24 protein-coding genes are annotated in these 26,148 nt (G+C 33.5%); 16 read left to right on the top strand and 8 right to left on the bottom strand.

From position 1 onward, the window contains the following. Positions 1-78 precede the first annotated feature (78 nt). The 9 genes from RYK20_RS02430 to RYK20_RS02390 are packed head-to-tail and all read left to right on the top strand — an operon-like array spanning position 79 to position 8,501. Positions 79-339: a thiamine-binding protein gene (locus tag RYK20_RS02430; protein ID WP_314894292.1), complete on the top strand. Its 261-nt coding sequence runs from the start codon at positions 79-81 to the stop codon at positions 337-339. Beyond that, positions 323-1,006, top strand: a complete 684-nt coding sequence (gene pnuC / locus RYK20_RS02425) for a nicotinamide riboside transporter PnuC (protein ID WP_314894291.1) — start codon at positions 323-325, stop codon at positions 1,004-1,006. Before RYK20_RS02430 ends, pnuC begins: the two co-directional genes overlap by 17 nt. Then, entirely contained in the window at positions 961-1,509 is a 549-nt protein-coding gene (locus RYK20_RS02420; protein WP_314894290.1) for an ATP-binding protein, read from the top strand. Before pnuC ends, RYK20_RS02420 begins: the two co-directional genes overlap by 46 nt. Beyond that, a complete protein-coding gene (locus RYK20_RS02415; protein ID WP_314894289.1) occupies positions 1,506-3,056 on the top strand; it encodes a DUF4301 family protein in 1,551 nt (516 codons plus the stop codon). Before RYK20_RS02420 ends, RYK20_RS02415 begins: the two co-directional genes overlap by 4 nt. Then, a complete protein-coding gene (locus tag RYK20_RS02410) occupies positions 3,022-3,912 on the top strand; it encodes a hypothetical protein (protein ID WP_314894288.1) in 891 nt (296 codons plus the stop codon). Before RYK20_RS02415 ends, RYK20_RS02410 begins: the two co-directional genes overlap by 35 nt. A gap of 33 nt (positions 3,913-3,945) precedes the next feature. After that, positions 3,946-4,743 (top strand): alpha/beta hydrolase-fold protein, encoded by a 798-nt coding sequence (locus RYK20_RS02405; RefSeq protein WP_314894287.1) that lies wholly within the window; start codon positions 3,946-3,948, stop codon positions 4,741-4,743. Between the two features lie 16 nt (positions 4,744-4,759). Then, on the top strand, positions 4,760-5,932 hold the full coding sequence (locus RYK20_RS02400; RefSeq protein ID WP_314894286.1) for a hypothetical protein: 1,173 nt from the start codon (positions 4,760-4,762) through the stop codon (positions 5,930-5,932). Positions 5,933-5,946: 14 nt separating this feature from the next. After that, on the top strand, positions 5,947-7,287 hold the full coding sequence (locus RYK20_RS02395) for an ATPase (RefSeq protein ID WP_314894285.1): 1,341 nt from the start codon (positions 5,947-5,949) through the stop codon (positions 7,285-7,287). Positions 7,288-7,301: 14 nt separating this feature from the next. Further along, on the top strand, positions 7,302-8,501 hold the full coding sequence (locus tag RYK20_RS02390) for an RHS repeat protein (protein WP_314894284.1): 1,200 nt from the start codon (positions 7,302-7,304) through the stop codon (positions 8,499-8,501). A 280-nt stretch (positions 8,502-8,781) separates the two neighbouring features. Here RYK20_RS02390 and ppk1 read toward each other — a convergent pair whose 3' ends face one another. Genes ppk1 through RYK20_RS02375 form a run of 3 tightly spaced genes read right to left on the bottom strand, consistent with a single transcriptional unit; the run spans position 8,782 to position 13,643 of the window. Continuing rightward, positions 8,782-10,830: a polyphosphate kinase 1 gene (gene ppk1, locus RYK20_RS02385; protein ID WP_314894283.1), complete on the bottom strand. Its 2,049-nt coding sequence runs from the start codon at positions 10,828-10,830 to the stop codon at positions 8,782-8,784. Between the two features lie 10 nt (positions 10,831-10,840). Further along, a complete protein-coding gene (locus tag RYK20_RS02380; RefSeq protein ID WP_314894282.1) occupies positions 10,841-12,682 on the bottom strand; it encodes a BatD family protein in 1,842 nt (613 codons plus the stop codon). Between the two features lie 40 nt (positions 12,683-12,722). Further along, on the bottom strand, positions 12,723-13,643 hold the full coding sequence (locus RYK20_RS02375; RefSeq protein ID WP_314894281.1) for a tetratricopeptide repeat protein: 921 nt from the start codon (positions 13,641-13,643) through the stop codon (positions 12,723-12,725). Between the two features lie 285 nt (positions 13,644-13,928). Here RYK20_RS02375 and RYK20_RS02370 point away from each other — a divergent pair, with 285 nt between their 5' ends. From RYK20_RS02370 to RYK20_RS02355, 4 genes are read left to right on the top strand one after another with little or no spacing between them, the layout of a single operon-like run. Beyond that, complete coding sequence (locus RYK20_RS02370) at positions 13,929-14,927, top strand: VWA domain-containing protein (RefSeq protein WP_297977985.1); 999 nt, start codon at positions 13,929-13,931, stop codon at positions 14,925-14,927. Further along, positions 14,924-15,970, top strand: coding sequence for a VWA domain-containing protein (locus RYK20_RS02365; RefSeq protein WP_314894280.1), 1,047 nt, complete (start codon positions 14,924-14,926; stop codon positions 15,968-15,970). Before RYK20_RS02370 ends, RYK20_RS02365 begins: the two co-directional genes overlap by 4 nt. 8 nt (positions 15,971-15,978) lie before the next feature. Then, positions 15,979-17,055, top strand: coding sequence for an efflux RND transporter periplasmic adaptor subunit (locus RYK20_RS02360; RefSeq protein WP_297977983.1), 1,077 nt, complete (start codon positions 15,979-15,981; stop codon positions 17,053-17,055). Further along, a complete protein-coding gene (locus RYK20_RS02355; protein ID WP_314603819.1) occupies positions 17,039-17,698 on the top strand; it encodes an ABC transporter ATP-binding protein in 660 nt (219 codons plus the stop codon). Before RYK20_RS02360 ends, RYK20_RS02355 begins: the two co-directional genes overlap by 17 nt. Positions 17,699-17,740: 42 nt before the next feature. Here the strand turns inward: RYK20_RS02355 and RYK20_RS02350 are convergent, their stop codons facing one another. From RYK20_RS02350 to upp, 5 genes are all read right to left on the bottom strand, one after another. Then, entirely contained in the window at positions 17,741-18,934 is a 1,194-nt protein-coding gene (locus RYK20_RS02350; RefSeq protein WP_311455772.1) for a C1 family peptidase, read from the bottom strand. A gap of 209 nt (positions 18,935-19,143) precedes the next feature. Then, positions 19,144-20,334, bottom strand: coding sequence for a C1 family peptidase (locus RYK20_RS02345; protein WP_314894279.1), 1,191 nt, complete (start codon positions 20,332-20,334; stop codon positions 19,144-19,146). A gap of 2 nt (positions 20,335-20,336) precedes the next feature. Next, a complete protein-coding gene (locus RYK20_RS02340; RefSeq protein WP_314894278.1) occupies positions 20,337-20,858 on the bottom strand; it encodes an adenine phosphoribosyltransferase in 522 nt (173 codons plus the stop codon). A gap of 114 nt (positions 20,859-20,972) precedes the next feature. Further along, positions 20,973-22,826: a hypothetical protein gene (locus RYK20_RS02335; protein WP_314894277.1), complete on the bottom strand. Its 1,854-nt coding sequence runs from the start codon at positions 22,824-22,826 to the stop codon at positions 20,973-20,975. Positions 22,827-22,828: 2 nt separating this feature from the next. Next, positions 22,829-23,485 carry a uracil phosphoribosyltransferase gene (gene upp / locus RYK20_RS02330; RefSeq protein WP_298824839.1) on the bottom strand — a complete coding sequence of 219 codons (657 nt, stop codon included), beginning with the start codon at positions 23,483-23,485 and terminating at the stop codon, positions 22,829-22,831. Between the two features lie 64 nt (positions 23,486-23,549). Between upp and RYK20_RS02325 the strand changes: the two genes are divergently transcribed. From RYK20_RS02325 to RYK20_RS02315, 3 genes are read left to right on the top strand one after another with little or no spacing between them, the layout of a single operon-like run. After that, positions 23,550-24,149 (top strand): DUF4254 domain-containing protein, encoded by a 600-nt coding sequence (locus tag RYK20_RS02325; RefSeq protein ID WP_314894276.1) that lies wholly within the window; start codon positions 23,550-23,552, stop codon positions 24,147-24,149. Between the two features lie 50 nt (positions 24,150-24,199). Further along, complete coding sequence (hflX, locus tag RYK20_RS02320; protein ID WP_311455777.1) at positions 24,200-25,417, top strand: GTPase HflX; 1,218 nt, start codon at positions 24,200-24,202, stop codon at positions 25,415-25,417. Between the two features lie 25 nt (positions 25,418-25,442). Beyond that, positions 25,443-26,147, top strand: coding sequence for a phosphoadenylyl-sulfate reductase (locus RYK20_RS02315; protein WP_314894275.1), 705 nt, complete (start codon positions 25,443-25,445; stop codon positions 26,145-26,147). The last annotated feature ends 1 nt before the right edge of the window (position 26,148 follow it).

The raw sequence follows: 26,148 nt of genomic DNA, 5'->3' as shown, positions 1-26,148 counted from the left end.
AAAATATATTCAAAAAATATATGCTATTTCCTTTTTTTTTAGTATATTTGCTCTACGAAAAATAAAAATATATTTTATATGAAAGTATCTGTAGAGCTTACCCTTAGTCCGCTACAGGATGAATTTAGAGTACCTGTTATTCACTTTATCAAGAAGCTTCGTGCCTCTGGCCTTATTGTATATGAAAACCCATTGAGTACTCAGGTGTATGGAGAGTATGATCGTGTTATGGAAGTTTTGACCAATGAGGTGAAAGAAGTATTCGATCTTCTTGAGAGCGGGCTTATTTACATAAAAATAGTGAAATCCGACCGACACGAATATGAACCTTATTTTTGATTGGATTTTTGCACAATATCAGGGAGTTCCTACACACTTAATATATGTAGAAGTAATAGGAGTTTTTTTTGGATTAATTAGTGTCATTTTTTCAAAAAATAGGAATATATGGGTATATCCTACAGGGATTATTAATACTGTTCTTTTTGTCTATCTGTTATGGGAAGGAAGGCTCTTTGGGGATATGCTTATCAATGCCTATTATACAATAATGAGTATATATGGCTGGATATTGTGGGCAAAGAATAGTAAGGATGCTATTCACGTAGAAATCTCTCAGATGAATAGTTATGATACAAAGATAATGGTAGTATTATCTTTACTTAGTTGGTTTTTTGTAATGGGAGTTTATTATTTTAAGCCCTATATCAGTAATCATTTCTCTTGGGAGGGAATTGAATTAGGATTTTATCATTTTGTATGGACAGATTGGGTTGATGCTACTACAACAGCTATTTTTTTAGTAGGGATGTGGCTAATGGCAAGACGAAAAATAGAGAATTGGATATTCTGGATTATAGGAAATGTCATCTCTATTCCCTTATATATGTATAAAAATCTTATTTTAACGGCTCTTCAATATCTTGTTTTCACTATTATAGCCATTTTAGCTTATCAGGAATGGAAAAAGAACTTATACAAGCCTCAAGCTCTTGCAAGCGAATAGTATTTGTAGGCCCTGAATGTACTGGTAAGACAACTCTTTCACAGGAACTCTCTCGGATCTATTCCACCCAATGGGTGCCAGAATATATGCGCTTATATTTACAAGAAAAATGGGATAAATATCGTAAGGTATGTACTTGGGAAGACCTTCTTCCAATAGCCAGAGGTCAAATAGCCCTTGAAAATGAGCTGATAACTAAGGCAAATAAGTATCTTTTTTGTGATACTTCTTTGCTTGAAATCGTAATATACTCTTATATCTATTATGGAAAATGTGATCCTGTTATAGAGAGGTATGCTTGGGAACATCATTATGATTGGGTGTTCCTAACCTATACAGATGTACCTTGGCAGGCAGATGACTTAAGAGACAAGCCTTTTGAAAGAGAAGAAATTTTTATCTTTTTTAAAGATTTTCTGGAAAGAAAGCAAATTCCTTTTACCATATTACAAGGGAATGTACAACATAGAATACAACAAATAAATAAAAAGCTAAAGCAATGAAAGAATTAACCGAATATGACCAACTCCAATTGGGAGAGAAAGGAATTAAGGTCAGTAAGTTACAGGAACAAGTAGCTTTATTTCTTACAGGAGTACCTCCTGTGAATTTGGTAGCTCCAGCTCACGTAGGAACAGGAATTTTTTCCTTATCTCGTGATGAGGCTATCCAATGTGTAGCTACTTACCAGAAGAAAAAAAATAGCTTGGATATTTTAAAGTTTGTTCCAGCTTCAGGTTCCGCTACACGAATGTTTCAATTCCTTTCTGCTTTTACTAGTGACTTTAATCCACTTGAGCAAACTTTTGAAGCTTATGTAAAAGAAAGTGGCAATGTAAATGTACAGATATTTTTTGAACATCTTCAACTATTTGCCTTTTATGAATCTCTTCAGAAGTATATCCAAGCGCATCATTCTCTAGAAGGGCTCTCTGAGGATGAGCAAAAGCTCCATATTGCCAAAATTCTTCTAGAAGAAGAGCCTTTTAATTATAAAAATAAGCCTAAAGGACTTTTTCCTTTTCACAAATATGGGGAAAAGGTAGTTACAGCCTTTGAAGAGCACTTCAGAGAGGCTTTCTTATATGCTTCACAAGGAGAGGTTGTTAATATTCACTTTACTATTGGAAAAGAATATACAAATCAGTTTCTTAGCACTTTAGCAGAGATTCGTCCTAGCTTGGAAAAACAGTATGGAGTTCATTTTGAAGTATCTTTTTCTCATCAAAGTGAGAGTACAGATACAGTTGCTTTGACTTTGGATAACGAATTTTTCAGAGACGAGAATAACAAGCTTCTTTTCCGACCTGCAGGGCACGGTGCTTTACTAAAGAACCTTAATGAACTGAATGCTGATATTATCTTTATAAAAAATATTGATAATGTAGTAGCTGAAAATTATGGTGATGAGGCTATTTTCTATAAAGAGGTATTGGCTGGAAAACTAGAGGAAACACGTTCTAAAGTACATAAGATTCTCAAGCAGATACAGAACGAAAAACTCAAAAAGAAAGACCTTCCAGAGGCGTTAAAATTCCTTTCTCAACTTAATATTAAGGTGCCTTCTTATGTGTATAAGTTTGCTAAACGTTATATGATAGAATACATCTATCAGGCACTAAACCGACCCATACGTGTATGTGGAATGGTTAAGAATGAAGGTGAAATAGGAGGAGGTCCTTTCTGGGTGAGAGACGAAGAAAGAAATGAAAGTCTTCAGATTATAGAAACAGCACAAATAGATAAGAAAAATCCTAAGCAATGGGAGATATTACAGTCCTCTACGCACTTTAATCCCGTAGATATTGTATGTTGTATCAAGAATTTTAAAGGAGAAATGTTTGATTTGGAAGAATTTCAGGATAAGAAACTTAGTTTTATTACCGAAAAATCTTATAATGGAATTCCACTGAAAGCACTTGAGCTTCCAGGCTTATGGAATGGAGCTATGGCAGGCTGGATTAGTATCTTTGTGGAAGTGCCTCAAGTTACTTTTAATCCTGTAAAATCAGTGAATGATTTACTTAAGAAAAATCATCAAGGTTCATAATCATATGATCAAAAAATACCTATTAATATTTACCCTATTCCTTAATGGAGTAGGGTTTTCTCAAGAAAAGCTCAAGGAGGTGAAAGCACAGCTTTCACAGGAATCATCCTTGGGTTCGTCCTCTTCAGCTGTTTCTTCAAGTTCTTCAGATCAAGTAACGATAGATTCCAGAAGAAATTATTCTTTCTGGGATTCGCCCCTTGTGGGAATGTTACTTTTTGATATAGTCATACGTGTTCCTTATTCCCTACTCATAGAAAGTGGTTACGAATATAATGGACGTATGTCACGGGCTGAACTTTCTCCTTATCCTTACTATGAAAATCACATAGGCGATTATACTTATGATAAAAGCCAGCTGGATAAGTTCTCTCTCCTACGTGGAGAACTCTCCAACGAGCTTTTCTTAGGAAATCACATTTATCAGAATCATTTTCAGGCAGGCTTACGCTTTGCTAGCCGGTTTGGAGCTTCTTTTTCATATCAACATTTTTGGGAAAACAAGAAAGGATATCCTACAGAACACTTGGATTATCTTTCTTTAACAGCCGAATATTATAGAGTACGTACTCAGCGGGTTACTTTAGGGTGGGGAATAGGAGCTGGATACATAGGAAATGAAGTACACCAGTTTGGGTTGGTTCTTAATAATAAAGGGGAAGTCTTTGTGCGTTCTCCTTTTTCTCTTTCCTATGCATTACAATACACTTCTTTTGCTCATCAGAACTATTTTTCTTTTTCTGCAGGAGTTAATTATTATTACAAACGCTATAAGGGAGGTGTAAAATACAAATATAATAATCTTGCGTCCTCTGAATTTTCAGGAGTGAACCTTTCCTTAGGTGTTACTTTTTAATTTCTTGAAACTTAATTGAAAAAACTAACAATAATGAAACAAATTCTATTTCTTATAGGCATTATTTTATCTATTTCCTGTTCAAAAGCTACTCATACAGGAACTATTCCTTCTCATAATTCTTCTTCTACAAGTGTAATAGACCTCTCCCCAACTCTACAAAGCCAAATATTAGGTGGAGAACAACATTTTTCAGTATATCTTCCGCCTAGCTATGCTACAGAACCCAATAAAAGATATCCTGTACTCTATTTGCTACACGGTATGAACCAAAATTATAAAAGCTGGATCAATGAAGGAGCTTTACAAGCTGTTGCAGATGAAGTTATAGCTGAAGGTGCTAAAGAAATGATTATTATTTGTCCTGATGGGTTCAATTCCTTTTATTATAACAGACCTCAGATGCGTTATGAAGACTTTTTCATACAAGAGTTTATTCCTGAAATAGAAAGAAGATATCGTATTCTTTCTGAAAAGTCTCATAGGAATATAGCAGGGCTTTCTATGGGAGGTTTCGGGGCAACTTACTTAGCTTTTCAATATCATAACCTATTCGGAAATGCTTATTCCACAAGTGGAGGATTCATAGAACCAGCTATGAGTTTGCTTAAGGGAATTATCAACACTAAATTACCTACACAGAAAAACTTTTTTCCTTCTTATACTTTGGAATGTGGCGAAGAAGATAGTTTAGTAATTGAATCTAATAGAGTTTTCAGTCAGTTCTTGGACGAAAAACAAATAAACTACACCAAAATATTCCGACAAGGCACTCATAACTGGTTGTTTTGGAAAGAATCCTTACCTAAAATACTTCGTTCTGTGAGATAATTTTAATTTTTCTTCTATGAAATTTTATTTACTATCTTTTCTATTCTTTTCTATAGTTATATCTGCTCAAAATACAGCTAATAAAGATACTATTCCCTATAAAACAAACGAAAGATATGATCAGTTTTTTCCTAAACCTCTTCGTGGAAAAATAAAAACGATGCATACAGTCGGTTGCAAGATAGAATATCAGGGAGATACTCCTGTTGCTGTATATCATCTTTTCCATAAGAATAAAATTAATCCTTATACCTACACTTATCACTTTGATAAAAGAGGTAATGATATAGCTTTTTATACTTATGATGCGCTGGGAAATCTAATGGATTGGGAGATAAAAACTTTCAATAAGGAAGATAGTCTTACCTACCGAAAAATCTCTTATGTAATAGATAGTATTCGTTACTCTGCAGAAAGATTTAATTTCTATAATGATAAAAACTTACTTGTAGAGAGAAAAGACATAGACCGTTATGGTTCAAAAGTTTCTCTATATTTTTATAATGAAGCAGACAATATAATCAAAGAGGAAGACTATTATAAGGACAAATTATTCTATACAGCTCTCTATACTTATGATGCTAAGGGTAAACTCCTCGAAAAAAAAGAAAAAGAGAAAAATCCTAAAAAACATTCCACTACTATATACGAATATGATACCTTAGGAAATCTTATTCGTATTACAGAAAAAGAAAAAGGAGAAAAGCCCTATATCCTTACCAATAGAATTTATGAAAATAATACACTTATTAAAGAATATGATGATCATTCCTACGTATTGTACACTTATAAAGAAGGAAAACTTATAGAAACAGAAAGTTACTATAGAGGAATTGGAATTGACTATATCATAGATAGAAAAGTTATTACCAAATATAACGAAAAAGGTAAAATAATTAAAAAATTAGAATATCAAGGAAATATTTTAGAGCAAGAAACAAACTATTTCTATGATGAAAACGGAAAAGAAATCAAAGGTGTTTTATACAAGGGAGGAAAAGAAAAATCCACTTGGGAAAATAAGTATTCTCCTGAAGGATACCTTATAGAAAAGGCTTGGAAAAGAGAAAAAGGAAATCCAAAATCACTTTACTATTATGATGCTATAGGAAATTGTATCAAAATAGAGGAATATTATAAAGGAAAACTAAGTAATATCTACGAAAGAACATTTACCTATTATGAATAAAATATTTTAATACAATGAAACATTTTTTAATCCCATTTTTATTTATCTCCACTGCTCTATTTGCTCAAAATACAGCTAACAAAGTAGAAAGATATAAAATAAATCCTGCTATAAACGATGAGTTCAAAAAACCTCTTTTAGGAAAAGTAAAAACTATGCATACTGCCCATTATTTTATAGAGTATAATAAATATGACACTATAAAAAAGGAAATTTTTGATAATAATTATACTTATGGCTTTGATAAAGAAGGAAAAGAAATTCTATTTATCAAATATGATATGCACGGCAATATAAGTAGCAAATATGAAAGGAGATACAACGAAAAAGATAGTCTTACTTATCTAAGAGAATTTATATGGGGAGAAAACTTTGGAACTTATATAGAAGAAAAATCTTATTTCTATAATCCATTAGGACTATTACAAGAATTAAAAGGTTATAGTCTTAAAGAAAGTGATTCCCTTTCTCTTTACCGAAAGCTATACAAATATAATGACAAGCAACAGCTCTTAGAAAGTCATTATTACAACAAAGATACACTCACAGAAACTACTATCTATTCTTACAATAACAAGGGAAAGCTTATAAAGAAACTTGATTATTTAAAAGGAAAATTAGACTCGGAATACAAACTTGAATATGATGAAAGAGGCAACCTTATCAAAAAAGATTATTATTTTACACAATTCTCTATCAGTCAAAAAAGTATCACTAAGTACCAATATGATGACCAGAACAGACTTATCTTGGCTACAGAAAATATAGATGGAGATGAGAATATTCTCATTAAGAACATTTATAAAGACAACTTACCTATAGAAAGTTATGAGAAGAATAGAAGTGGAGACGAAATACATATATTTTATCATTATAAAGAAAACCAACTTATAGAAGAAGAAAAATATACCAGATTTTTTAATGGACATTATTACAGTACTACTAAAGAAAAAATACAATATGATGAAAAATGTCGTATAAAGAAATTCTATGATTATGAAGAAGAAAAAATAGTAAGAACTTATACTCATTATTATGATGATAAGGATAGAATAATAAAAATAGAACTATTATACAGCAATAACAGCAATAATAAAAAAGAATATTGGATAAATAGTTATGATATGGCTAATAATCTTACAAAAACTATTTATAATAATAATAAAGAAGCCGATAAAGATATTTATAGATATGACAAAAACAATAACTTACTCTCTGAAATAACTTATAAAGGAAATAAAATAATAAAAAAAATAATTTATACTTATGATAGCTATCAAAATCTTATCAAAATAGAAAAATATAATAATGGAAAGAACTATATCTACGAAAGAACTTTTACCTATTATGAATAAAATATTTTAATACTATGAAACATTTTTTATTTAGTTTGTTATTTTATTTTTCTTCTTGTTTTTATGTATCTCTTTTAGCACAAGAAGATGACCCTAATAGATATACTAACGAACATCTTAGAAACTTAGGTATTACTCCTCAAGGGAAAGTAAAATCAGTAGAGAAATTCATTTACCATTATGAAAATAAAAATGGGAAAGAGGTAAAGATATTCCCTAAGAATGCCAAAGTAGAACGTATGCCCGTACATAGCCGATACATCTTTGATAAAAAGGGAAATATCATAGAATTTTATAACTACTATACCGATGGGAAACTTTTCCAAAAGATATTTTACCAATACAACGCGGACAATCTACTTACAAAAGCCGATGAATACAAATACATAGAAGAAAATAATCCCCAGCACACAGAAGAAGAAATTTTCTACGAGGGAAAGGAGATAATTTCCAAAGAATACAAGATTGATGGTATTTTATCTAAAGTAGAAATGTTATTTGATAAAAACAAAAGAAAAGAAGCTGTTTTAGAATACAGAAATGACACGCTTATCAATAAAAAGAAGTATTCCTATAATAGTAAAGGAAATATTACACACGAAAAAAACAAATCTACTAGTCTTTTAAGTGATGAAGCTAACGAGACTTTTTATAAATATACTAAAGAAGGTACATTACTTGCTGAAAAGATAGAATGTTATCCTATGTTTTGTTTTTATACTACTTATCAATATTTATCCAATGATGAGGTATATGAAAAAACAACTTACACTACTTCATTATATGACGATAAAAATATTTCTGATAAGAAAACAAAATATTACATCTATGATTCCAAAGGAGCTATAGTAGAAATACAAATATACAAAGGAGAAGAATTTCGTTCCTATCACTGTATTGAAAACGATAAGGAAGTAGAAATTTATAGTTATTTTCTAGAAGGAGAGGTTAGAAAGACTCTTTTTTCTTACAACAAGGAAAATAAACTTATTAAGGAAGAAAATTTTGATTTACTCACTGGAAATTTTATTTCTGGAACGTACTATACATATGATGAGAAAGGAAACTTGCTGCAAATAAGTGATAAACCTACTTCCTCTCCTAATAGAACAATTTACCACTATGACAAATTCAATAACTGTACAGAGGAAATTTATTACAAGAATAATAAGCGTATTGCTATTGTAGAAAGAATTTTTTCTTATTACGAATAATAGTTTTACTATCTATAAATGTAGAAAAACAATTTTGTATTTTTCATTTTATACCTTGTATAAATAATAAGCAATATTGTTTTTTTTAATTTTATATCTTGTAAATCAAATAATCAATCTTGTTTATGCATATAACAAGCTGGTAAATTTGAAAAACAAGCTGTTATTTCATTTTTACAATATGATAAAATAAAAAAGCATTGATTATTTTACAATATCAATGCTTTTCATATAGAATATTTATATAATATGGGAAATATTTATGTGTAAAAATTTTAAACTAATTTTGTAATCTTTCTTTGTAATAAGTGAAAATATTCTCTTGAGATGATTTTTTGTTTTTATCTTGAGTTCTATAAGAGTTGCTTTGTGTAACATCGATAATACGAGCTTTCACGTGGTCATTCCAAGCTGTATGAAAGTTATCCCAAAGTTGTTTTTTTATATCTTCTTGATAAATAGGGCAGGATACTTCTACTCTTCGATTAAGGTTACGTGACATCCAGTCTGCAGAAGAAATGTAATACAAGGGATTACCATCATTACCAAATATATATAATCGAGAATGTTCTAAGAAACGATCTACAATACTTATTACTTCTATATTTTCACTTAATCCTTCTACCCCAGGGAGTAAGCAACATACTCCGCGAACAATCATTTGTATTTTTACACCTGCCTGACTTGCTTGGTACAATTTACGAATCATTTCTTCGTTTGTAAGACCATTCATTTTTAATTTCAGAAAAGCATTTTTTCCTTCCTTAGCTAGAGAAATCTCTTTATCAATAAGTCTTAAGAAGTTTCTTTTAGTATAATGAGGAGAAACTAATAGATGTTTGTAATGGAATACTTGAAAAGGTGTATCGAAAAAATCAAAAACACGATTTACATCTGCTAAAATCTCTTGGTTAGCTGTGAAAAGTGTATAATCAGTATATATTTTAGCTGAAGATTCATTGAAATTTCCTGTACTTATGAATCCGTAATGTTTTAATCTGTTATTTTCTTCTCTCTCTATGATTCCTATTTTACTATGGACTTTTAATCCTCTTATCCCGAAAATAATTCTTACCCCTTCAGCTTGGAGGAGTTCTGCATACTCTATATTGGCAGTTTCATCGAATCGAGCTTGAAGTTCTATCTGTGCAGTTACTTTTTTTCCGTTTTTTACGGCATTGATAAGAGAGTTAATCACTTGGGACTGCTTGGCTAATCGATAAATAGTAATTTTTATAGATTTTACTTTAGGATCAAGAGCTGCTTCACGTAGAAAACGAATAATATGAGAAAAGCTATGGTAAGGGGTATATTGTAAATAGTCTTGCTTAGCAATCTGAGCCAAAATACTTCCTTCAAGATTAAAATTCTTGATAGGGCAGGGCGTAAAAGGGGTGTGTAAAAGGTTTTTATGTCCGCAATCAGGAAAATTCATATAGTCTCTTCTGTTATGATAGCGTCCTCCAGCGATAATACTGTCGGTAGGCTGAATTCCCATCTTTTCTTTTAGGAATTGTAGCATTTTGGGGTCTATAAGTTTGTCATAAATGAATCGCACAGGTTCGGCAGCTTTTCTTCCTTCTACACTATTGGAAATCTTTTCTATAAAACTTTTACTGAGGTCTGGATCTAAGTCTAATTCTGCATTACGAGTGATTTTAATCATATAAGCAGAAATTTCCTTGTAAGGAAATAGATAAAAATGAGTGGAAAAACAAAAACGAATGATGTCGTCCAAAAGAATAATGTAAGTACGTTCATTAATCGGCGGTAGAACTACAAATCTTTCGAGTGTTTTGGGAAGTTCTATCAGTGCATATTGTATTTTTTCCTTTTCAGAGGCATTTTCTAGCACGAGACGAACAGCCAAGTAAGCAACATCGTCTTTTAATGTAGGGAGAGCCTCCACTTCATCTAAGAGAATTGTAAAAAGAAAAGGGCTAATGTTACGAACAAAGTAGTCTTTGAGATATTCCTTATGGTCGGGATGAATTTCGGTCTCGTTAATGATATAAATGTTCTCGTTTTTTAGTTCTTGACTGATTTTATCAAGAATCATAAGGCTTTTTTGCTGAAGAGCCACCACGCGAGTATTGATTTCCTCAAGGAGAGGATTTTTTTCTACAGGGGATTTTGTATTTTTCCAATCGCGCTTAATAATTGCATAACGGACACGAAAGAATTCATCGAGATTATTCGAAAAAATCCCAACGAATCTTAATCTTTCAATCAAGGGAGTTCTTGGATCATTGGCTTCTTGCAATACACGTTCGTTGAAAGAAAGCCAACTAAGGTCTCTGTTCAATTGGGGTGTTTTTGAGGAAATCATAGCATTATCTTTATAACTGTTTGTCAAGTAAAGAAATTGTCTCTACAGCTTGTTCGTAATCATTATTAATATCGGCTTGTGTATAAGGAGCATACCGAGCCAATTCACAATTAGAGATTATCTTTAGGAAACTCTCTATTAAGGGATTCTCTACACCTTTGAGGGATAATAGTTCTTGTATTTTCTCCTTATTAAGTTCGGTAGTTTCAATACGTAGTTTTGCTTTTAGGTAAGTATGTAATCCTTTTTCCAAAGATTCATAGAAAGCTTCTTTATCAGAAAGATTTCTTTTAGCAACAGAAAGGTATTTCTTAGCTAATCGATTAGAACGTCGGATTCTATTCTCAGGGCTATTATCATTATGTTTTTCATAGAAATACCACGATAAAATAACGATAGGAATGATTAGTAATGGAAGTAGCCAGCATAGGAAGAAAGTTACCGATCCGAAGAAAGAATGGGAAGCCATAGAAGAGAGATCTGCATCAAGTTTTAGTCCTTGGAAGTCCTGTGATTCTAAGGAAGGATTATCAGGTGTGTTTTCATTAGAATTAGCAGAATAGAGTTCTCCATTGATAACTTCTATATTGAACTCTTCAGAGGTAAGAGTTTGATATTTTCCAGTATTAGGATTGAAAAAAGAGAAATGGATAGGTGTAATAGGGTATTTTCCTTTATACTGAGGGATAAGGGTGTAAGTATGAGTAATATCTCCAACAATACCGGAAGGAGTACTATTAAGGTGCTCTTTTTCGGTAGGATTATAGGCTTCTAGGGCAGCAGGGAAGGAGAGCTTAGGAATATCAAAAAGCTTGAAATTACCTTTTCCAGCAATGACTACATCTCCTACAGATGTTTCTCCAGCATTAAGCCTTTGTGTGGGGAACTGTACAGAAAGAGAAAAATCTCCTACAGCACCTGAAAAATCAGCAGGTTTTCCTTCTTCAGGTAAGGGAAGTACCTTGATTTTAGTAGAAACTGTCTCTAGAGTTCTGCTACGAGTGGTGTAGAATCGGTTTCCAAATCTGTCTATTTTATTAATAGGCAACTGTAGAATGAAAGATATGGATAGTGGGTCTATAGTTTGTTCTCCTGCCTGTTGAGGATATAATAATACTTGTTTTAGGGTGATACATCTATAGGGTTTATTATTATGTATTACCTCAGCCATTTGGAATTTACTAGATAGCTGTTGGTTCCAAAAATTCTGATAACGAGGGATTTCAATCTTTTCATATTCCCTAATTCCAAATTGAGGAGCTATATATAATTTGTAGGTAACAGAAATAGGCTCATTTACATAAACTTGCTTTTTGGATACTTCAGCAACGATGAAAAGTTGCTCTTTTGTAGGTTCAATAGCCTCTGTAGGTTGTTGTTCTTCAGGGCTAAAAGGATCCATCCCAAAGGGAAAACCACCAAAGGGAAAATTATTAAAAGGATTATTACTAGTGGGGGGAATCGTCTGTGCCTGATGAGGGTTAGATACAGCTTCTGTAACTTCTAACGAAAAAGGTTTGGTCTTATATTCTTTACCATTAATAATTATAGAAGCCGCCCCTATGGTTAATTTTCCTTTTTTCAAAGGACGAAGAGTATAAGTATAGGTTTTCGAGAAGCTTTTTACTCCATTAATCCAAGAATATGAATTGGATTCGATAGGTCCTGTTGCATCAAAATCCTTGAAAGAAGGAGGAATGAAGTTATCTCCATTTTCATTCATTATGAAGTTCACCTGAACGCGCTCATTCTCACCTAATGTTTTACGTGAAGGTTCTGCAGTGAAAGAGATATTCTGAGCAGAGAGTAAGCTTACTGAGAGAATGAATATGTAAAGTAAAAAATTCCGCATAAGAGTTGTGTATTATGGCTTGATATTTAAAAGGGTAATCTTACCAATCTTTTTTATTAGAACGATTATTGGGTCTTCCTTTAATTTTTTCGGCATTTATTTTTTCTTGAGTTTTCTTCTCTTCATTATCTATTGCATTGAGAATACGCTTAATTTGTTCAGGAGTGAATTCTCCCTCTTGTGGTGTATTAGGCGTATTATTTTCATCAGAGTTGTTGTTTTCTTTATTTTTGTTGTCATTATTAGGGTTATTCTGGTTCTTATTGTCATCATCTTTAGGATTTGGATTCTTGTTTTGATCATTATCCTCTTTGTTTTTGTCTTTATTATCCTTGTTATCGGGATTTTTTTGGTTATTTTTATCGTTTTCTTGTTGGTCTTTATTTTGATTATTGTCTTTATTGTTTTTATCTTCTTGGTCGCTTCCTTTAGTATCTTTCTGATTATTGTCATCATTTTTCCCATCAGTTTTAGGATCTTTTTTCAAAAGATCTTTAGCGACAGCAAGGTTATAGCGTGTTTCTTCATCAGTTGGATTATTTCGTAATGCCTCCTTATAGAAAGATACAGCATTTGAATATTCCTTTTCTCTCATTGCAAGATTTCCTAAATTATGGAAAGCTTTATGTTTTTCTTCCTTGGTAGCATTTTTATTGATAGAAACCTCTTTATAATAGCTTTCAGCCTCTTTGTAGGCTTCTTGAGAGAAGAGAACATCTCCCATATTATAGATTGCAATAGAATTTTTTTTATCTTTAGAAATAGATTTTCGATAATCCATTTCAGCATCAGGTATTTTTTTTTCTTTGTAGGCTTTGTAACCTTCATAAGCAAATAACTGAGATTGCTTTTCTGCTTTTTGAGCTTTCTTAAGTTCTTCCTTGGAAAATTCATTCTTTTTTCCTTGAGAGAAGGATAAAAAAGAAAGCAGTAGAGTTATGAAAAAATAGGAGCTCTTCATTGTAAAAATAAATATCAAGTTTTATGGTACAAAATTACAATATAATTCTCATAGAATTTCTTTTTTGTCTTTATTTTAAGAATTTTAATGGATATCTCCTATGTAAAATACTAATTTATTTTTTATTTAATAGAATTGATAAAGAACTATCATTTATATATTTAGAGCAGATAATATCCATTTTTTTGAAAAATAGAATCTTAAAAAAATAACTTTTCCATTGAAAATTAGCGAAATTATTAGTACCTTTGAGGCTTGAAAGAGAATCCTATTTTATAAAAGAAAATGAGAGAAATTACTTTTGTTAATCCACAATTCTTTTGGTTGTTTCTATTACTCCCTTTACTTGTAGTATGGCAATGGTTTTGGCGAAAGAAAGAAACTCCTTCAGTGCTTTTCTCTTCTTTGCAAGGAATTCAAGGAATACAGACGTGGCGAACACAATTCCGATTTATTTTATTTGTTCTCAGGTTATTAGCAATTTCTTTTTTGATTATAGCTTTGGCTCGCCCACGTTCTTCTTCTGAGATTAGTAAGACAAAAGTTACCGAGGGGATTGATATCATCCTAGCTATTGATGTTTCCGAGAGTATGCTTGCGATGGACTTAAAACCTAATAGAATAGAAGCACTTAAGCGAGTAGCTTCTCAGTTCATACGGGACAGAGTCTCTGACCGAATAGGGATTGTTGTCTATTCAGGAGAGAGTTATACAAAAGTACCTGCAACCACAGATAAGAATATCGTATTGCAGTCACTTAGTGAGATTAAGCACGGAGAAATAGAGGATGGAACAGCTATAGGAATGGGGCTAGGAACAGCTATTAATAGGTTAAAGGATAGTAAAACCAAGAGTAAGGTGATTATTCTTATGACTGATGGGGTTAATAATACAGGAGTTATTGATCCCTTAAGTGCTTCAGAACTAGCCAAGCAATATGGTATCCGTGTTTATACTATTGGTATAGGAACTAATGGTAAAGCACTTTCTCCCATAGCTTATAACCCTGATGGCTCTTGGCAATATGGTATGGTGCCTGTAGAGATAGATGAGAAATTACTTACACAAATAGCTCAGACTACAGGAGGGCATTATTTTAGAGCTACTGATAATAGAAAATTAGTACAAATTTATACTGAGATTGATAAGTTAGAAAAATCAAAAATAGAAGAACTAAAATACTATCAATATCAAGAAAAATTTAGATTATGGGCATTCTTGGCATTGGTTTGCATTGTAGGAGAATTTGCATTAAGACACACTATATTTAGAGGTTTTGTATGATACATATTGAAGAAAAAATTTATTTCTATTTACTATTACTCATTCCATTCTTTGCTGTTGCTTACTTGGGATTACAATTCTGGAAGGCAAGAGCGAGCAAAGCTTTTGCTCAGCGGATTAGCCTTTCAAAACTTGTTCCAGAACGTTCCCTCTTCAAAACTTGGCTTAAGTTCGTCCTATTTGTTTTTATTTTTGCTATGATTATTGTAGGTCTTGCTAATCCTAAAGTGGGAACAAAGCTTGAAATGGTCAAGAGGGAGGGAGTAGATATTGTTTTTGCTATAGATGTCTCTAAAAGTATGCTTGCAGAGGATGTTAAGCCTAATAGAATAGAGAAAGCCAAGCGAATTATTTCTGAAACTATTGAGATACTACACGGAGATCGGATTGCTTTCATTCCCTATGCTGCACAGGCATATCCTCAGCTTCCACTGACATCGGACTATTCTTCAGCAAGGATATTCTTACAAGGAATTAATACGGATATGCTTTCTTCACAAGGAACAGCTATTGGAGAAGCCATACAAACAGCCATTAACTATTTTGAGAATAGTACTCAAACTTCCAAAATACTTATAATTCTTTCCGATGGAGAGGATCATCAGCAAGGGGCTTCTGAGATTCTTCAGGAAGTCAAAGATAAAGGCATACGTATTTTTACCATAGGTCTAGGCACTTTACAAGGAGCCACAATTCCAATTAAGGAAAACGGACAATTTTTTCCTAAAAGAGACCAAAATGGAGAGGTAGTTATAACTAAGCTTAATCAGGCTCTATTAGAACAAATTGCTCAGGAAACTAATGGAAAGTATTTCGATGGAGCTAATACACAACAAGTAATTGAGAATTTGCAAAAATCCCTTGAAAATATAGAAAAAAATGAATATGAATCACAGGAATTCTCTGATTATAAGGATCAGTTCCAGTGGTTTCTGGCTATTGCCCTATTTTTGTTATTAGCAGATATTTTTATATCTTATAGAAAAACGGCTTGGGTGAGAGCTTTAAATCTTTTTGGCGAAAAAAGTAAAACCAACAAATAGAATAGTTTATGAAAAAGAAAATTCGTATTTTTATTATTCTAATACTCCTTCTAGGAGTAGGAATATTCTTTTGGAATAAGAAGAATGATTCTCTTCCTGAGCAAGTATCTATTTCTTTGGAAAATAGAGATATAAAAGAGGAGATATACATACCAGGGAATGTATATCCTGTCAAAGAAATAGAATTAAAATCCCAAATATCGGGAGTTCTCGATAAAATTTTTGTAAAAATAGGTGATATGGTAGAGGAAAGCTCTCCTATAGCTTCTATCAGCCTTGTTCCAAGTACATTAGAACTGGAAAAGCTTGAAAATAATCTAAAAATGGCTCAGATTAATTTTCAGGCTGCTAAGCTATCTTATGAACGCTCTCAGAAATTATTTGAAGCGCAGACAATTTCTCAAGCAACAATGGAAACAGCCCAGCGAGAATATAATTCAGCTCGAGAACAGCTCTCTTCTGCTCAAAATCAGTTAGATATTCAGAAAACAGGAAAAATAAAAGGAAATAAAAATATTTCTAATATAGTTAAGTCAAGTATTTCAGGGACTATTATTGACCTTCCTTTACAAGAAGGAGCCTCAGTTATAGAGAGAAATACACTTAATTCAGGGACAACAGTAGCTATTTTGGCAAAAATGGGACAATTTGTTTTTCGTACTCAATTAGCAGAACAGTATTTGGAAAATATTCATTTAGGAGATAGTATTTCTTTAGTTTTTAATGCTTATAAAGATCTCAGAACCCAAGCTAAAATTACAAAAATATCCTCAAAAGGAACACTTGAGAACGGTATAATGAAGTACACCCTTGAAGCAGAGTTTCCTGTACAATCACAGATGCCAATCATTCGTTCAGGGTATTCTGCTACGGCTGAAATTGTTTTAGAAAGCAAGAAAGCAGTTCCCTCAATTGAGGAAAAATACATTGTTTATAAAAATGATTCATCTTATGTATGGGTAAAAAAAGCTGATAAATTAGAGAAAAAATATATAGAATTAGGTGTTTCTGATGGTAAATATACAGAAATCATCAAAGGAATATCCTCTAACGATAAAATTGTACAAAATGATTCAGCTAATTGATATAAAAAAGGCTTATCATACCGAGTTTGATACATTACAAGTGCTTAAAGGCGTTAATTTGCAAGTAGAGAAGAAAGAAATGGTTTCTATTATGGGAGCTTCAGGATCAGGAAAATCTACTTTGATGAATATTATAGGGCTTTTGGATACTTATGATAGCGGAACTTATCTTTTTGATGGAAAAGATATGAAAGAGCTTAATAACATACAGCGGTCTGCTTATCGTAGTAAAAATATAGGTTTTGTTTTCCAAGCTGCAAATCTTATTTCCTATAAGAATGTACTTGAGAATGTGGCTCTTCCGCTATTCTATCAGGATGTTCCAAAAAAAGAAAGAGAGAGATTAGCTATGGAGAAATTAGAACCTTTGGGATTAGCTAATTGGGCAAAACATTTTCCCAACGAACTTTCAGGAGGGCAACGCCAACGAGTGGCTATAGCGAGAGCTCTTATAGCAGATGCGCCTTTACTTTTAGCAGATGAGCCTACAGGGCAGTTAGATTCGAAAACAACGAATGAGGTAATGCAAATTTTTAAGGATATCAACCAAAGAGGTACTACAATAATTATTGTTACTCACGAAGAAGATATCGCAGCACAAACACAAAGAACAATCCGAATAGTTGATGGACTGATACAATAAAAAAGGCTATCCCAAAGGATAGCCTTTTTATAAAAAAATAATTTAAAAACTTTTATAAGAAGCATTTTTAAATTTTTTCAATAAAAACTTAGGAGTCGCTTTTTGATTTACTAGAATGGCTATAGTTTTGTAGCGAACATAGTTCTTACTGGCATAAAGATAACCCTTGTTATCATTTTCTGTACCCCAAGAATTTTTTACTATGTAATATTCTCTTCCGTTTTGATCCTTTGCAAGACCAACAATATGCATAGAATGGTCATCAAGAGTTTCATAGTTATCAAAAGCTTTTTGGCGTAATTCAGGAGTAATTTCTTTTTCTTTCCAATAGGTATGATAATAGTTGTTTTGTTCTTCTGTGGTTAGGGAGTCAAAATCTTTTTCAGGAATAATAGCTAGTCCATTTTGCCAACTAAAGAATTTTTCAGAAACATCAGCTTCCCAACCTACAGTATAACCTTTACTAAGAGCATAATCAATAGTTGTAATAAAGTCTTCCATATTTACATTGAAAGCATAATCATAGCTCCAGTTATCAGGAACAGCCATAAGTGTATTCTGGTATTTAGGTTTGTCTTCTACAGAAATCATTTCTATGTACTTTTCATCTTCTAATCCTACGACTTCCTTGGCGAAAGTATGCGGATTATACATTTTTCCATTGTATATAAACGTCTGAGGAACAGCTCCTAAGTAAGAATCCATTTTTTGCTCAAAGACTTCTCTCCAGTTATCAGGAAGCTTCTTCATCTTAACTAATTCTTTTAGATAAGGAGTTAGGTCCTTTTGCATTTCATCAAAGTTATTATAAGTAGCTCCATTAATAAGCCCAGAATAAGCTGATTGCGGAATAGCTCCATATTTACAGTAGCTATTTATTACATCGTGAGGTTCTCCTCCATCTCCCCAGTTCAAAGCTCCGTGCATACGAACATAATTAATGGCTTTATCAAGATAAATCTTTCGAGCAGTATAGATTTCAGCTAGGTCAATAGGCTGTTTTTTCTTTTTTAAAGATTCGGATTCTAGAAAAGAAGAACCCGCATAACTCCAGCAGGTACCACTCCAGCCTTGATTTTTTACTTCTGTGGCGTCCAAGGCTAAAATAGGGGTGATTTGGTAATACTTTTGTATATCCTTTCCTTTATTATTAGCCAAAGCATTAATGAGATTCTCTTGAGCAAATGCTTGCCCCATACTTATTAGTATAAGAGCGGAAAATATTTTCTTTATCATTTTTAATAATTTTAGAAATTTATACGTTTTTTATTTTTGTCCTAAATATTACTATCTGTTAAAATGAAAATGTCCAAGAAAGGATATTTATATTCACTAATTTTAAAAATGCTAATAAATCCTATTAAATATTAGTTTATAAAGCAAATATAAAGAGTAAATTCAATATCAATTTTCCTTGGACATCTTCTATTTATAAGAAAAACAAACTAGCTTACATAAGGAGCTTTTTTGAATTTTTTAAGCAAATCTTTAGGAGTTCCTTTCTGATTTACTAAGATAGCCATTGTTTTGTAACGAACATAGTTTTTAGAAACGTAAAGATAACCTTTGTTATCATTATTAGTTCCCCAAGAGTTTTTCACAATGTAATATTCTCTACCTTTCTGATCCTTAGCAAGCCCTACGATTTGCATAGCGTGGTCATCGGTAGTTTCATAATTATCAAAGGCTTTCTGACGCATCTCTGGAGTAATTTCCTTTTCATTCCAATAAGTGTGGAAATATTCTTTTTGTTCTGCTTCGCTTAGGTCTTTGTAGTCTTTTTCGGGAACAAGAGCAAGTCCATTCTTCCAACTGAAGGATTTTTCAGAAACATCGGCTCCCCAGCCCACAGTATATCCTTTGCTTAACGCATAATCAATAGTTCGGATAAGATCTTCCATATTTACATTGAAAGCATAGTCAAAACTCCAGTTATCAGGAACAGCCATAAGAGTGTTATGATACTTTGGCTTGCTTTCTACGGAAATCATATTGATATACTTTTCGTCCTGTAATCCTACGACTTCTTTAGCAAAAGTTTCAGGAGTGTACATCTTTCCGTTGTACATAAATGTTTTGGGCACAGCTCCTAAATAGGAATCCATTTTTTGCTCAAAAACTTCTTTCCAATTATCAGGAACTTTTTCTGTAGTTACAATTTCTTTTACATAAGCTTCCAATTCTTGGCGCATTTCTTTGAAATTGTTCTTAGTAGCTCCATTAATAAGCCCAGAATAAGCAGATTGCGGAACAGCTCCATACTTATGATACATATTAATTACATCGTGTAGCTCACCTCCATCAGCAAAAGTAAGAGCTCCGTGCATACGAAGGTAATTAATAGCTTTTTCTAAATAGACCTTGCGAGCAGTATAGATTTCTGCCAAGTCTACAGGTTGTTTTTTCTTTTTTATCATTTCTGACTCTAGGAAAGAAGAACCAGCGTAGCTCCAGCAGGTACCACTATGGCCTTGGTCTTTTACATCTGTAACTCCTATAGCAAATATAGGCTTAATCTGATAGTACTTTTGTACATCTTTTCCTTGATTGTTAGCTAATGCATTGATAAGGTTATCTTGCGCAAAAGCCTGACTTACACTCATTAGAATAAGTGCTGTGAACATTTTTTTCATCATAATTAATAATTTAAAATACTATTTATTTGATATTTATGTAATTTTTCGCGTCCGTTCAAGAAGGATAGTTCCATAAGGAAAGCACATTGTACTACCTCTCCACCAAGGCGTTCTATAAGTCTTGTAGCAGCAAAGGCTGTCCCTCCTGTAGCGAGAACATCATCGTGTAGGAGGACTTTTTCCCCTGGCAAGATGGCATCAGTGTGGATTTCTAAATTGCTACTCCCATATTCTAAACTGTAACTTTCAGTAATAGTTTCAGCAGGGAGCTTTCCAGGTTTCCTAATAGGAATAAATCCCACTCCAAGTGCTTGAGCTATAAGAATTCCAAAGAAAAAACCTCTACTTTCAATAGCAGCGACTTTATCTATTTTGATATTTTTTAGTGGAGCTAGCAATTCTTCTAACATAGCCTGTGAGGCTTCTACATTTGCTAGTAAAGGAGTGATATCCTTGAAGAGTACACCTTTCTTAGGAAAATCAGGAATATCACGTACAAAATTCTCAATGTGTGAATGATTCATTATTTTATATAAAATAAAAATATTAATAATAACTTAAGGCAAAGGTACAATTTTTTTTTGAGAAAACCTATTACTTTGTCCAATAATTTTGGGTTAAAAGAAGTGCTTTAGAGTTTATTCATAACGAATGAGTTCAGGAATATGATAGTTAAAATAAGGGAGTCTGAAGTCTGTATTGCCAATTCCTGTAAATTTTTGTATATTATTTCCAACTCCAGGAATTCTAGGAAGGAAAACAAAAGAAAATTGGAAGTTTCCTAAAGGAATATAGTCATTTGTGATATAAAAACCAATACCAAATTTGGTAAATACCTCATCTTTGAGTACAGAATGAGTTTCATTACCAATGAATCCTATATCAGCCATTAGGAAAGGACTCATACGGAATCCTAATAGAGAAAAAGGAGAGTACGATTGTGTTTGTAATGTAAATATAGATTTACGAGTTCCTGAGAGGATAGGGCTATCAAATCCAAGAATCCCTGTACGACCATTCAGTGTAATCCGATCTTTTATAAAATCCTTTCTTGAAAATCCTAGAACAGAGTGCCATTTGGCAAATTGTCTAAAATGCCATCTTCCTATTCGGAATAAGGGGGAAAAATAAGTAAATTCTCCACTGAAGGTTGTCTGTTTGTGTTTTTTATCAAGGAAAAAACTCCCTAATTGGATGTTTCCAGCAAAATATCCTAGGGGAAAATAATCGCCATACATTACCCTCCCACCTAAATAAGGGCGTATTTGGGAGAGATTTTCTTGAAACCCTCCTAGAAGAGTGATGCTTTTCCCTATAGGGATATCTTCTATATCCTGATGCCTGAAAATATATCTATCTTGCTCATATCCAATGTGATTGATTCCGATAGATGTGAGTAAGGTTTTTCTATCAGAATAAAAATGATTTTGATCAAGAAAGGTATCAGGAGCTTTTAGGTAATCCAGTTCATAATACCTTAAGGAAAGAACTAAGTTGGTAACACGGTTATTAGGAGTATATTTTTGCAAAATAGGGAAAGAAATACTTCCCCAGATGTTTTTGCCTAGGACTTTGAAGTCCTGCCGATAAAGGGAATCATTCTTTAGAATACGGTCTTCAAAAGTGCGTTGGTAGGCATTCGCTCCTGCTGCCCAGCGGGTATAGAGGGAATAATAAGGACGAGTTAAAGACCAATATTTATAATAATATCTATCAAAATCAAGAGAGTATCCTAAGGCAGTATTAAGAGTTGTTGCATAAAGGTTGGGAATTTCGTAATCAAAACCAAAACTAGGACGTGTACTTCCTGAGAGTTCCTGGCTGTATCGGGTAGATATTTGATGTCCTAAACCTAGGAAATTTCTCTCAAAAATACGTATAGTCCCGTGATTGAGAGAACCATCAGCATCAGCATATAGGCTCCAGCTATCAAGAACTTTTACTCTTATATCAATAGAATCTTTACTTGTGGTAGTGATGGGGAGAATACTCACCCTGCGGATATGATATTGATTACGAAGAATACGAGCAGATTCTTTTATTTTTACAGAATCCAGAGGTAGATATTGCTTAAAAAGGAGCAATCGTTCTACAATTTTATTCTTAGTTTTATTATGGAAGATATTTCCTAGATATTCCCATTTATTAGGCGTTTTAGTACTATCTTTTTCATCAAAACCTAATGGATCATAGGTGGTTATCTCAATATTACGAATAATTTTTCCTTGAAAATCTCTCCAAATGGATTCTTCCTTTCTCTTTATAGGAATAGGGGTAGAAGGATTAGTTTTTATGGAGGAAAAAAAGAGTTCGTGGAACTTACGACCAAGTTTGCTTCTTTGTGTTTTGAGTTCTATTTTCTTATAAAGAGAATCATTTTTAGCCTTCAGTGAGTCATTTAGAATGCGCTTGGTACGCAAAGTATCCTGCGCCAGCGTAAACTGACACCCTAAAAAGGCTATAAAGACTATAAGAAAAGACAGTTTTTTCAAAATTATCCTTGCATTTTTTCTCCAAAAGCCAAATCACCTGCATCACCTAAGCCTGGGACGATATAACTATTTTCATTCAAGTGATCGTCTATGGTGGCAATCCATAAGTGGGCATTTTCTGGGAAATGTTGGCTGACGTACTCCAATCCTTGTTTAGAGCCAATGACTGCAAAAAGATGTATTTCCTTAGGAGTACCCAGCGGTTGGAGAGAGTTATATACATTGACAAACGAACGCCCTGTGGCCAGCATAGGGTCGGCCAAGATAAGGATGTTGTCCTGAAGGGAGGGAGAGGCTAAGTATTCGACTAAGATTTCAAACTCGGAAGGGGAGGTATGTTTGCGGTAGGCGGATATAAAGGCGTTGTCCGCTTTGTCAAAGAAATTCAATATACCTTGGTGCAATGCTAGTCCTGCGCGAAGTATAGAACATACCACAATCTTATCCTGTATCAAGGGAATATCCTTTTCCCCCAAGGGGGTGGTAATCCGCTGTACTTGGTAGGGGAGCGTCTTGCTCATCTCATAGCTCAAGAGTTCCCCTATACGCTCTAAGTTCTTTCTGAAGCGCATTCTATCCTGTTGGATATCAACATTTCTAAGTTCTGCCACAAACTCCAAAAATAAGGAGGGGACCTGGTCAAAAGAGTGAATGATCATTTGTTCAAAAATAAATTTTTTTATTACGCAAAATAACGATATTTTTGCAAATAAAACAAGGAATATGTTTAGTAAATTAGCCTATGACATTTTTTGGGAGAGTATCCTACGCTATCATATAGCCGATGATGTGAATCAACCCTTTGAAAATCCGTACGATAGCAAGACTATTGAGCACCTATTGTACCGTAAAAATTGGATAGATACCGTACAATGGCACTATGAAGATATCATTCGTGATCCTGCCATTGACCCCAAGGAAGCTCTCCTACTCAAGCGAAAAATAGATGCGTCCAACCAAGACCGTACCGATACCGTGGAGTATATAGATAGTTATTTCCTACACCAATATAAGGATGTAACCCCACAAGCAGGGGCAACCATTAATACCGAGAGTCCTGCTTGGGCGGTGGATAGGCTTTCTATTTTAGCCCTAAAAATCTACCATATGCAACAGGAAACCGAACGCACAGATGCCACAGCCGAACATATAGCCAAGTGCCGTGAGAAACTTCAAGTACTCCTTCAGCAGCGAGAAGACCTCTCTCTTGCCCTTGACCAACTCTTGGACGACATCGCCGCAGGACGAAAATATATGAAGGTATACAAGCAAATGAAGATGTATAACGATGAGGAACTGAATCCGATCTTGAGAAAGGCATAAGTCATAATTTTAAAAAATAACGTATATTTGCCTCTGTAAAAAAGATACACGTGTTAGAAAAAAAGAACTTAGATTATGAAAAGGTTGTTTTGGTGGGAGTTATTACCTCCACCCAAAATGAAGAGAAGGTTAATGAATATTTAGATGAATTAGCTTTCCTTACCTATACTGCAGGAGGAGAAGTTATTAAGCGATTTACTCAGCGAATGGAAGCTCCTCATCCTAAGACTTTTATAGGTACAGGGAAGATGGAAGAATTGGCACAGTTTGTTGAAGAGAATGATATAGGAACTGTCATTTTTGATGATGAACTGACGCCTGCCCAACAGAATAATATAGAAAAAATCCTACGAAAGAAAATTCTAGATAGGACAACACTTATATTAGATATTTTTGCTCAAAGAGCTCAAACAAGTTATGCACGCACTCAAGTAGAACTTGCTCAGTATCAGTATCTTTTACCTAGATTGACAGGACTTTGGACACACTTAGAACGGCAGAGAGGGGGGATAGGGATGAGAGGACCTGGCGAGACAGAGATAGAAACAGACCGCCGAATTGTACGTGACAGAATAGCTTTGCTTAAGAGGAAATTAGAAACAATAGATAAGCAAATGGCTACACAGAGAGGCAATAGAGGAGCCTTGGTACGTGTAGCTCTTATTGGTTATACCAATGTCGGAAAATCAACTCTAATGAATCTTATTAGTAAGAGTGATGTTTTCGCAGAAGATAAGCTTTTTGCTACCTTGGATACTACAGTGCGTAAGGTTGTGATTGGAAACTTGCCTTTTCTTTTGAGTGACACTGTTGGTTTTATCAGAAAGCTTCCTACTCAACTTATAGAGTCTTTCAAAAGTACCCTTGATGAAGTAAGAGATGCTGACTTACTCCTGCATATAGTGGATATTTCGCATCCTAATTTTGAAGAACATATTGCTTCTGTTAATCAAATACTTTCTGAAATAAAGAGCCTTGAGAAACCAACTATAATGGTTTTTAATAAAATAGATGCTTATACACATCAGGAAATAGAACAAGATGACCTTTTGACAGAAAGAACTTCTAGGCACTTTACTCTTGAAGAGTGGAAACAAACTTGGATGAACCGTATGAATGGCGATACACTCTTTATTTCTGCTATTAATAAAGAGAATATTGAGGAATTTCGTGAAAAAGTATATAAAAAAGTACGAGAAATACATATCACACGCTTCCCTTATAATAATTTCCTCTACCCAGATATCCTTATAGAAGAGGAACAATAGGAAAAGTTAATTACAATAAAGTAAAATGATATTAGAAATACAACATCTACTAGAAGAAACTAAGAATCTTACAGAGGTAGAAATTCTTCATCTTCTGGTTCAGAAATATCCTAATGGGGTTGTCTTCTCAACTAGCTTTGGAATGGAAGACCAAGTAATAACAGACTTTATTCTTAGAAATAAAATACCCATAAAAATCTTTACACTTGATACAGGACGATTATTCTATGAAACCTATACCACTTGGGAAAATACCAATTCATTCTATCACACACGAATTACTCCCTACTATCCTAATGCACAAGAGATAGAGGAATATGTTCAAGAGAATGGAATCAATGCCTTCTATGACTCAGTCCCTTTACGCCAACAATGCTGTTATATTCGTAAGGTAGAGCCTCTTAAAAGAGCCTTGGCAGGAAATAAAGTATGGATTACAGGACTTCGCTCTGAACAATCTCCTAATCGAGAAAAAATGCCTATCATAGAATGGGATGAGTCCAATTCTATTATAAAATTACATTTAATTCTACATTGGACAACAGAGGAAGTACTCTCTTTCCTAAGAAAGAAAGGAATTCCTTATAATCCTCTGCACGATAAGGGCTATCCCAGTATTGGCTGTGCTCCCTGCACTCGACCCATCAAGCAAGGAGAGGATTTCCGAGCTGGAAGATGGTGGTGGGAGAGCAAGACCAATAAGGAGTGTGGCTTACACGTACATAAATAGT

Origin of the sequence: uncultured Capnocytophaga sp., assembly GCF_963525585.1 — a bacterium.
Lineage (GTDB): Bacteria > Bacteroidota > Bacteroidia > Flavobacteriales > Flavobacteriaceae > Capnocytophaga.
Note: the sequence above shows the minus strand (reverse complement) of the source record. Positions and strands in the feature narration are given on the sequence as shown.

Excerpts from the sequence above, each read along its gene's own strand:
- RYK20_RS02340 (WP_314894278.1), bottom strand. The coding sequence starts at position 20,858 with ATGAATCATTCACACATTGAGAATTTTGTACGTGATATTCCTGATTTT.
- ppk1 (WP_314894283.1), bottom strand. The coding sequence starts at position 10,830 with ATGATTTCCTCAAAAACACCCCAATTGAACAGAGACCTTAGTTGGCTT.
- RYK20_RS02415 (WP_314894289.1), top strand. The coding sequence starts at position 1,506 with ATGAAAGAATTAACCGAATATGACCAACTCCAATTGGGAGAGAAAGGA.
- RYK20_RS02345 (WP_314894279.1), bottom strand. The coding sequence starts at position 20,334 with ATGATGAAAAAAATGTTCACAGCACTTATTCTAATGAGTGTAAGTCAG.
- RYK20_RS02430 (WP_314894292.1), top strand. The coding sequence starts at position 79 with ATGAAAGTATCTGTAGAGCTTACCCTTAGTCCGCTACAGGATGAATTT.
- RYK20_RS02325 (WP_314894276.1), top strand. The coding sequence starts at position 23,550 with ATGTTTAGTAAATTAGCCTATGACATTTTTTGGGAGAGTATCCTACGC.
- RYK20_RS02360 (WP_297977983.1), top strand. The coding sequence starts at position 15,979 with ATGAAAAAGAAAATTCGTATTTTTATTATTCTAATACTCCTTCTAGGA.
- RYK20_RS02375 (WP_314894281.1), bottom strand. The coding sequence starts at position 13,643 with ATGAAGAGCTCCTATTTTTTCATAACTCTACTGCTTTCTTTTTTATCC.
- pnuC (WP_314894291.1), top strand. The coding sequence starts at position 323 with ATGAACCTTATTTTTGATTGGATTTTTGCACAATATCAGGGAGTTCCT.
- RYK20_RS02410 (WP_314894288.1), top strand. The coding sequence starts at position 3,022 with ATGATTTACTTAAGAAAAATCATCAAGGTTCATAATCATATGATCAAA.
- RYK20_RS02395 (WP_314894285.1), top strand. The coding sequence starts at position 5,947 with ATGAAACATTTTTTAATCCCATTTTTATTTATCTCCACTGCTCTATTT.
- RYK20_RS02355 (WP_314603819.1), top strand. The coding sequence starts at position 17,039 with ATGATTCAGCTAATTGATATAAAAAAGGCTTATCATACCGAGTTTGAT.
- upp (WP_298824839.1), bottom strand. The coding sequence starts at position 23,485 with ATGATCATTCACTCTTTTGACCAGGTCCCCTCCTTATTTTTGGAGTTT.
- RYK20_RS02400 (WP_314894286.1), top strand. The coding sequence starts at position 4,760 with ATGAAATTTTATTTACTATCTTTTCTATTCTTTTCTATAGTTATATCT.
- RYK20_RS02315 (WP_314894275.1), top strand. The coding sequence starts at position 25,443 with ATGATATTAGAAATACAACATCTACTAGAAGAAACTAAGAATCTTACA.
- RYK20_RS02380 (WP_314894282.1), bottom strand. The coding sequence starts at position 12,682 with ATGCGGAATTTTTTACTTTACATATTCATTCTCTCAGTAAGCTTACTC.
- RYK20_RS02365 (WP_314894280.1), top strand. The coding sequence starts at position 14,924 with ATGATACATATTGAAGAAAAAATTTATTTCTATTTACTATTACTCATT.
- RYK20_RS02370 (WP_297977985.1), top strand. The coding sequence starts at position 13,929 with ATGAGAGAAATTACTTTTGTTAATCCACAATTCTTTTGGTTGTTTCTA.
- RYK20_RS02390 (WP_314894284.1), top strand. The coding sequence starts at position 7,302 with ATGAAACATTTTTTATTTAGTTTGTTATTTTATTTTTCTTCTTGTTTT.
- RYK20_RS02350 (WP_311455772.1), bottom strand. The coding sequence starts at position 18,934 with ATGATAAAGAAAATATTTTCCGCTCTTATACTAATAAGTATGGGGCAA.
- RYK20_RS02420 (WP_314894290.1), top strand. The coding sequence starts at position 961 with ATGGAAAAAGAACTTATACAAGCCTCAAGCTCTTGCAAGCGAATAGTA.
- RYK20_RS02405 (WP_314894287.1), top strand. The coding sequence starts at position 3,946 with ATGAAACAAATTCTATTTCTTATAGGCATTATTTTATCTATTTCCTGT.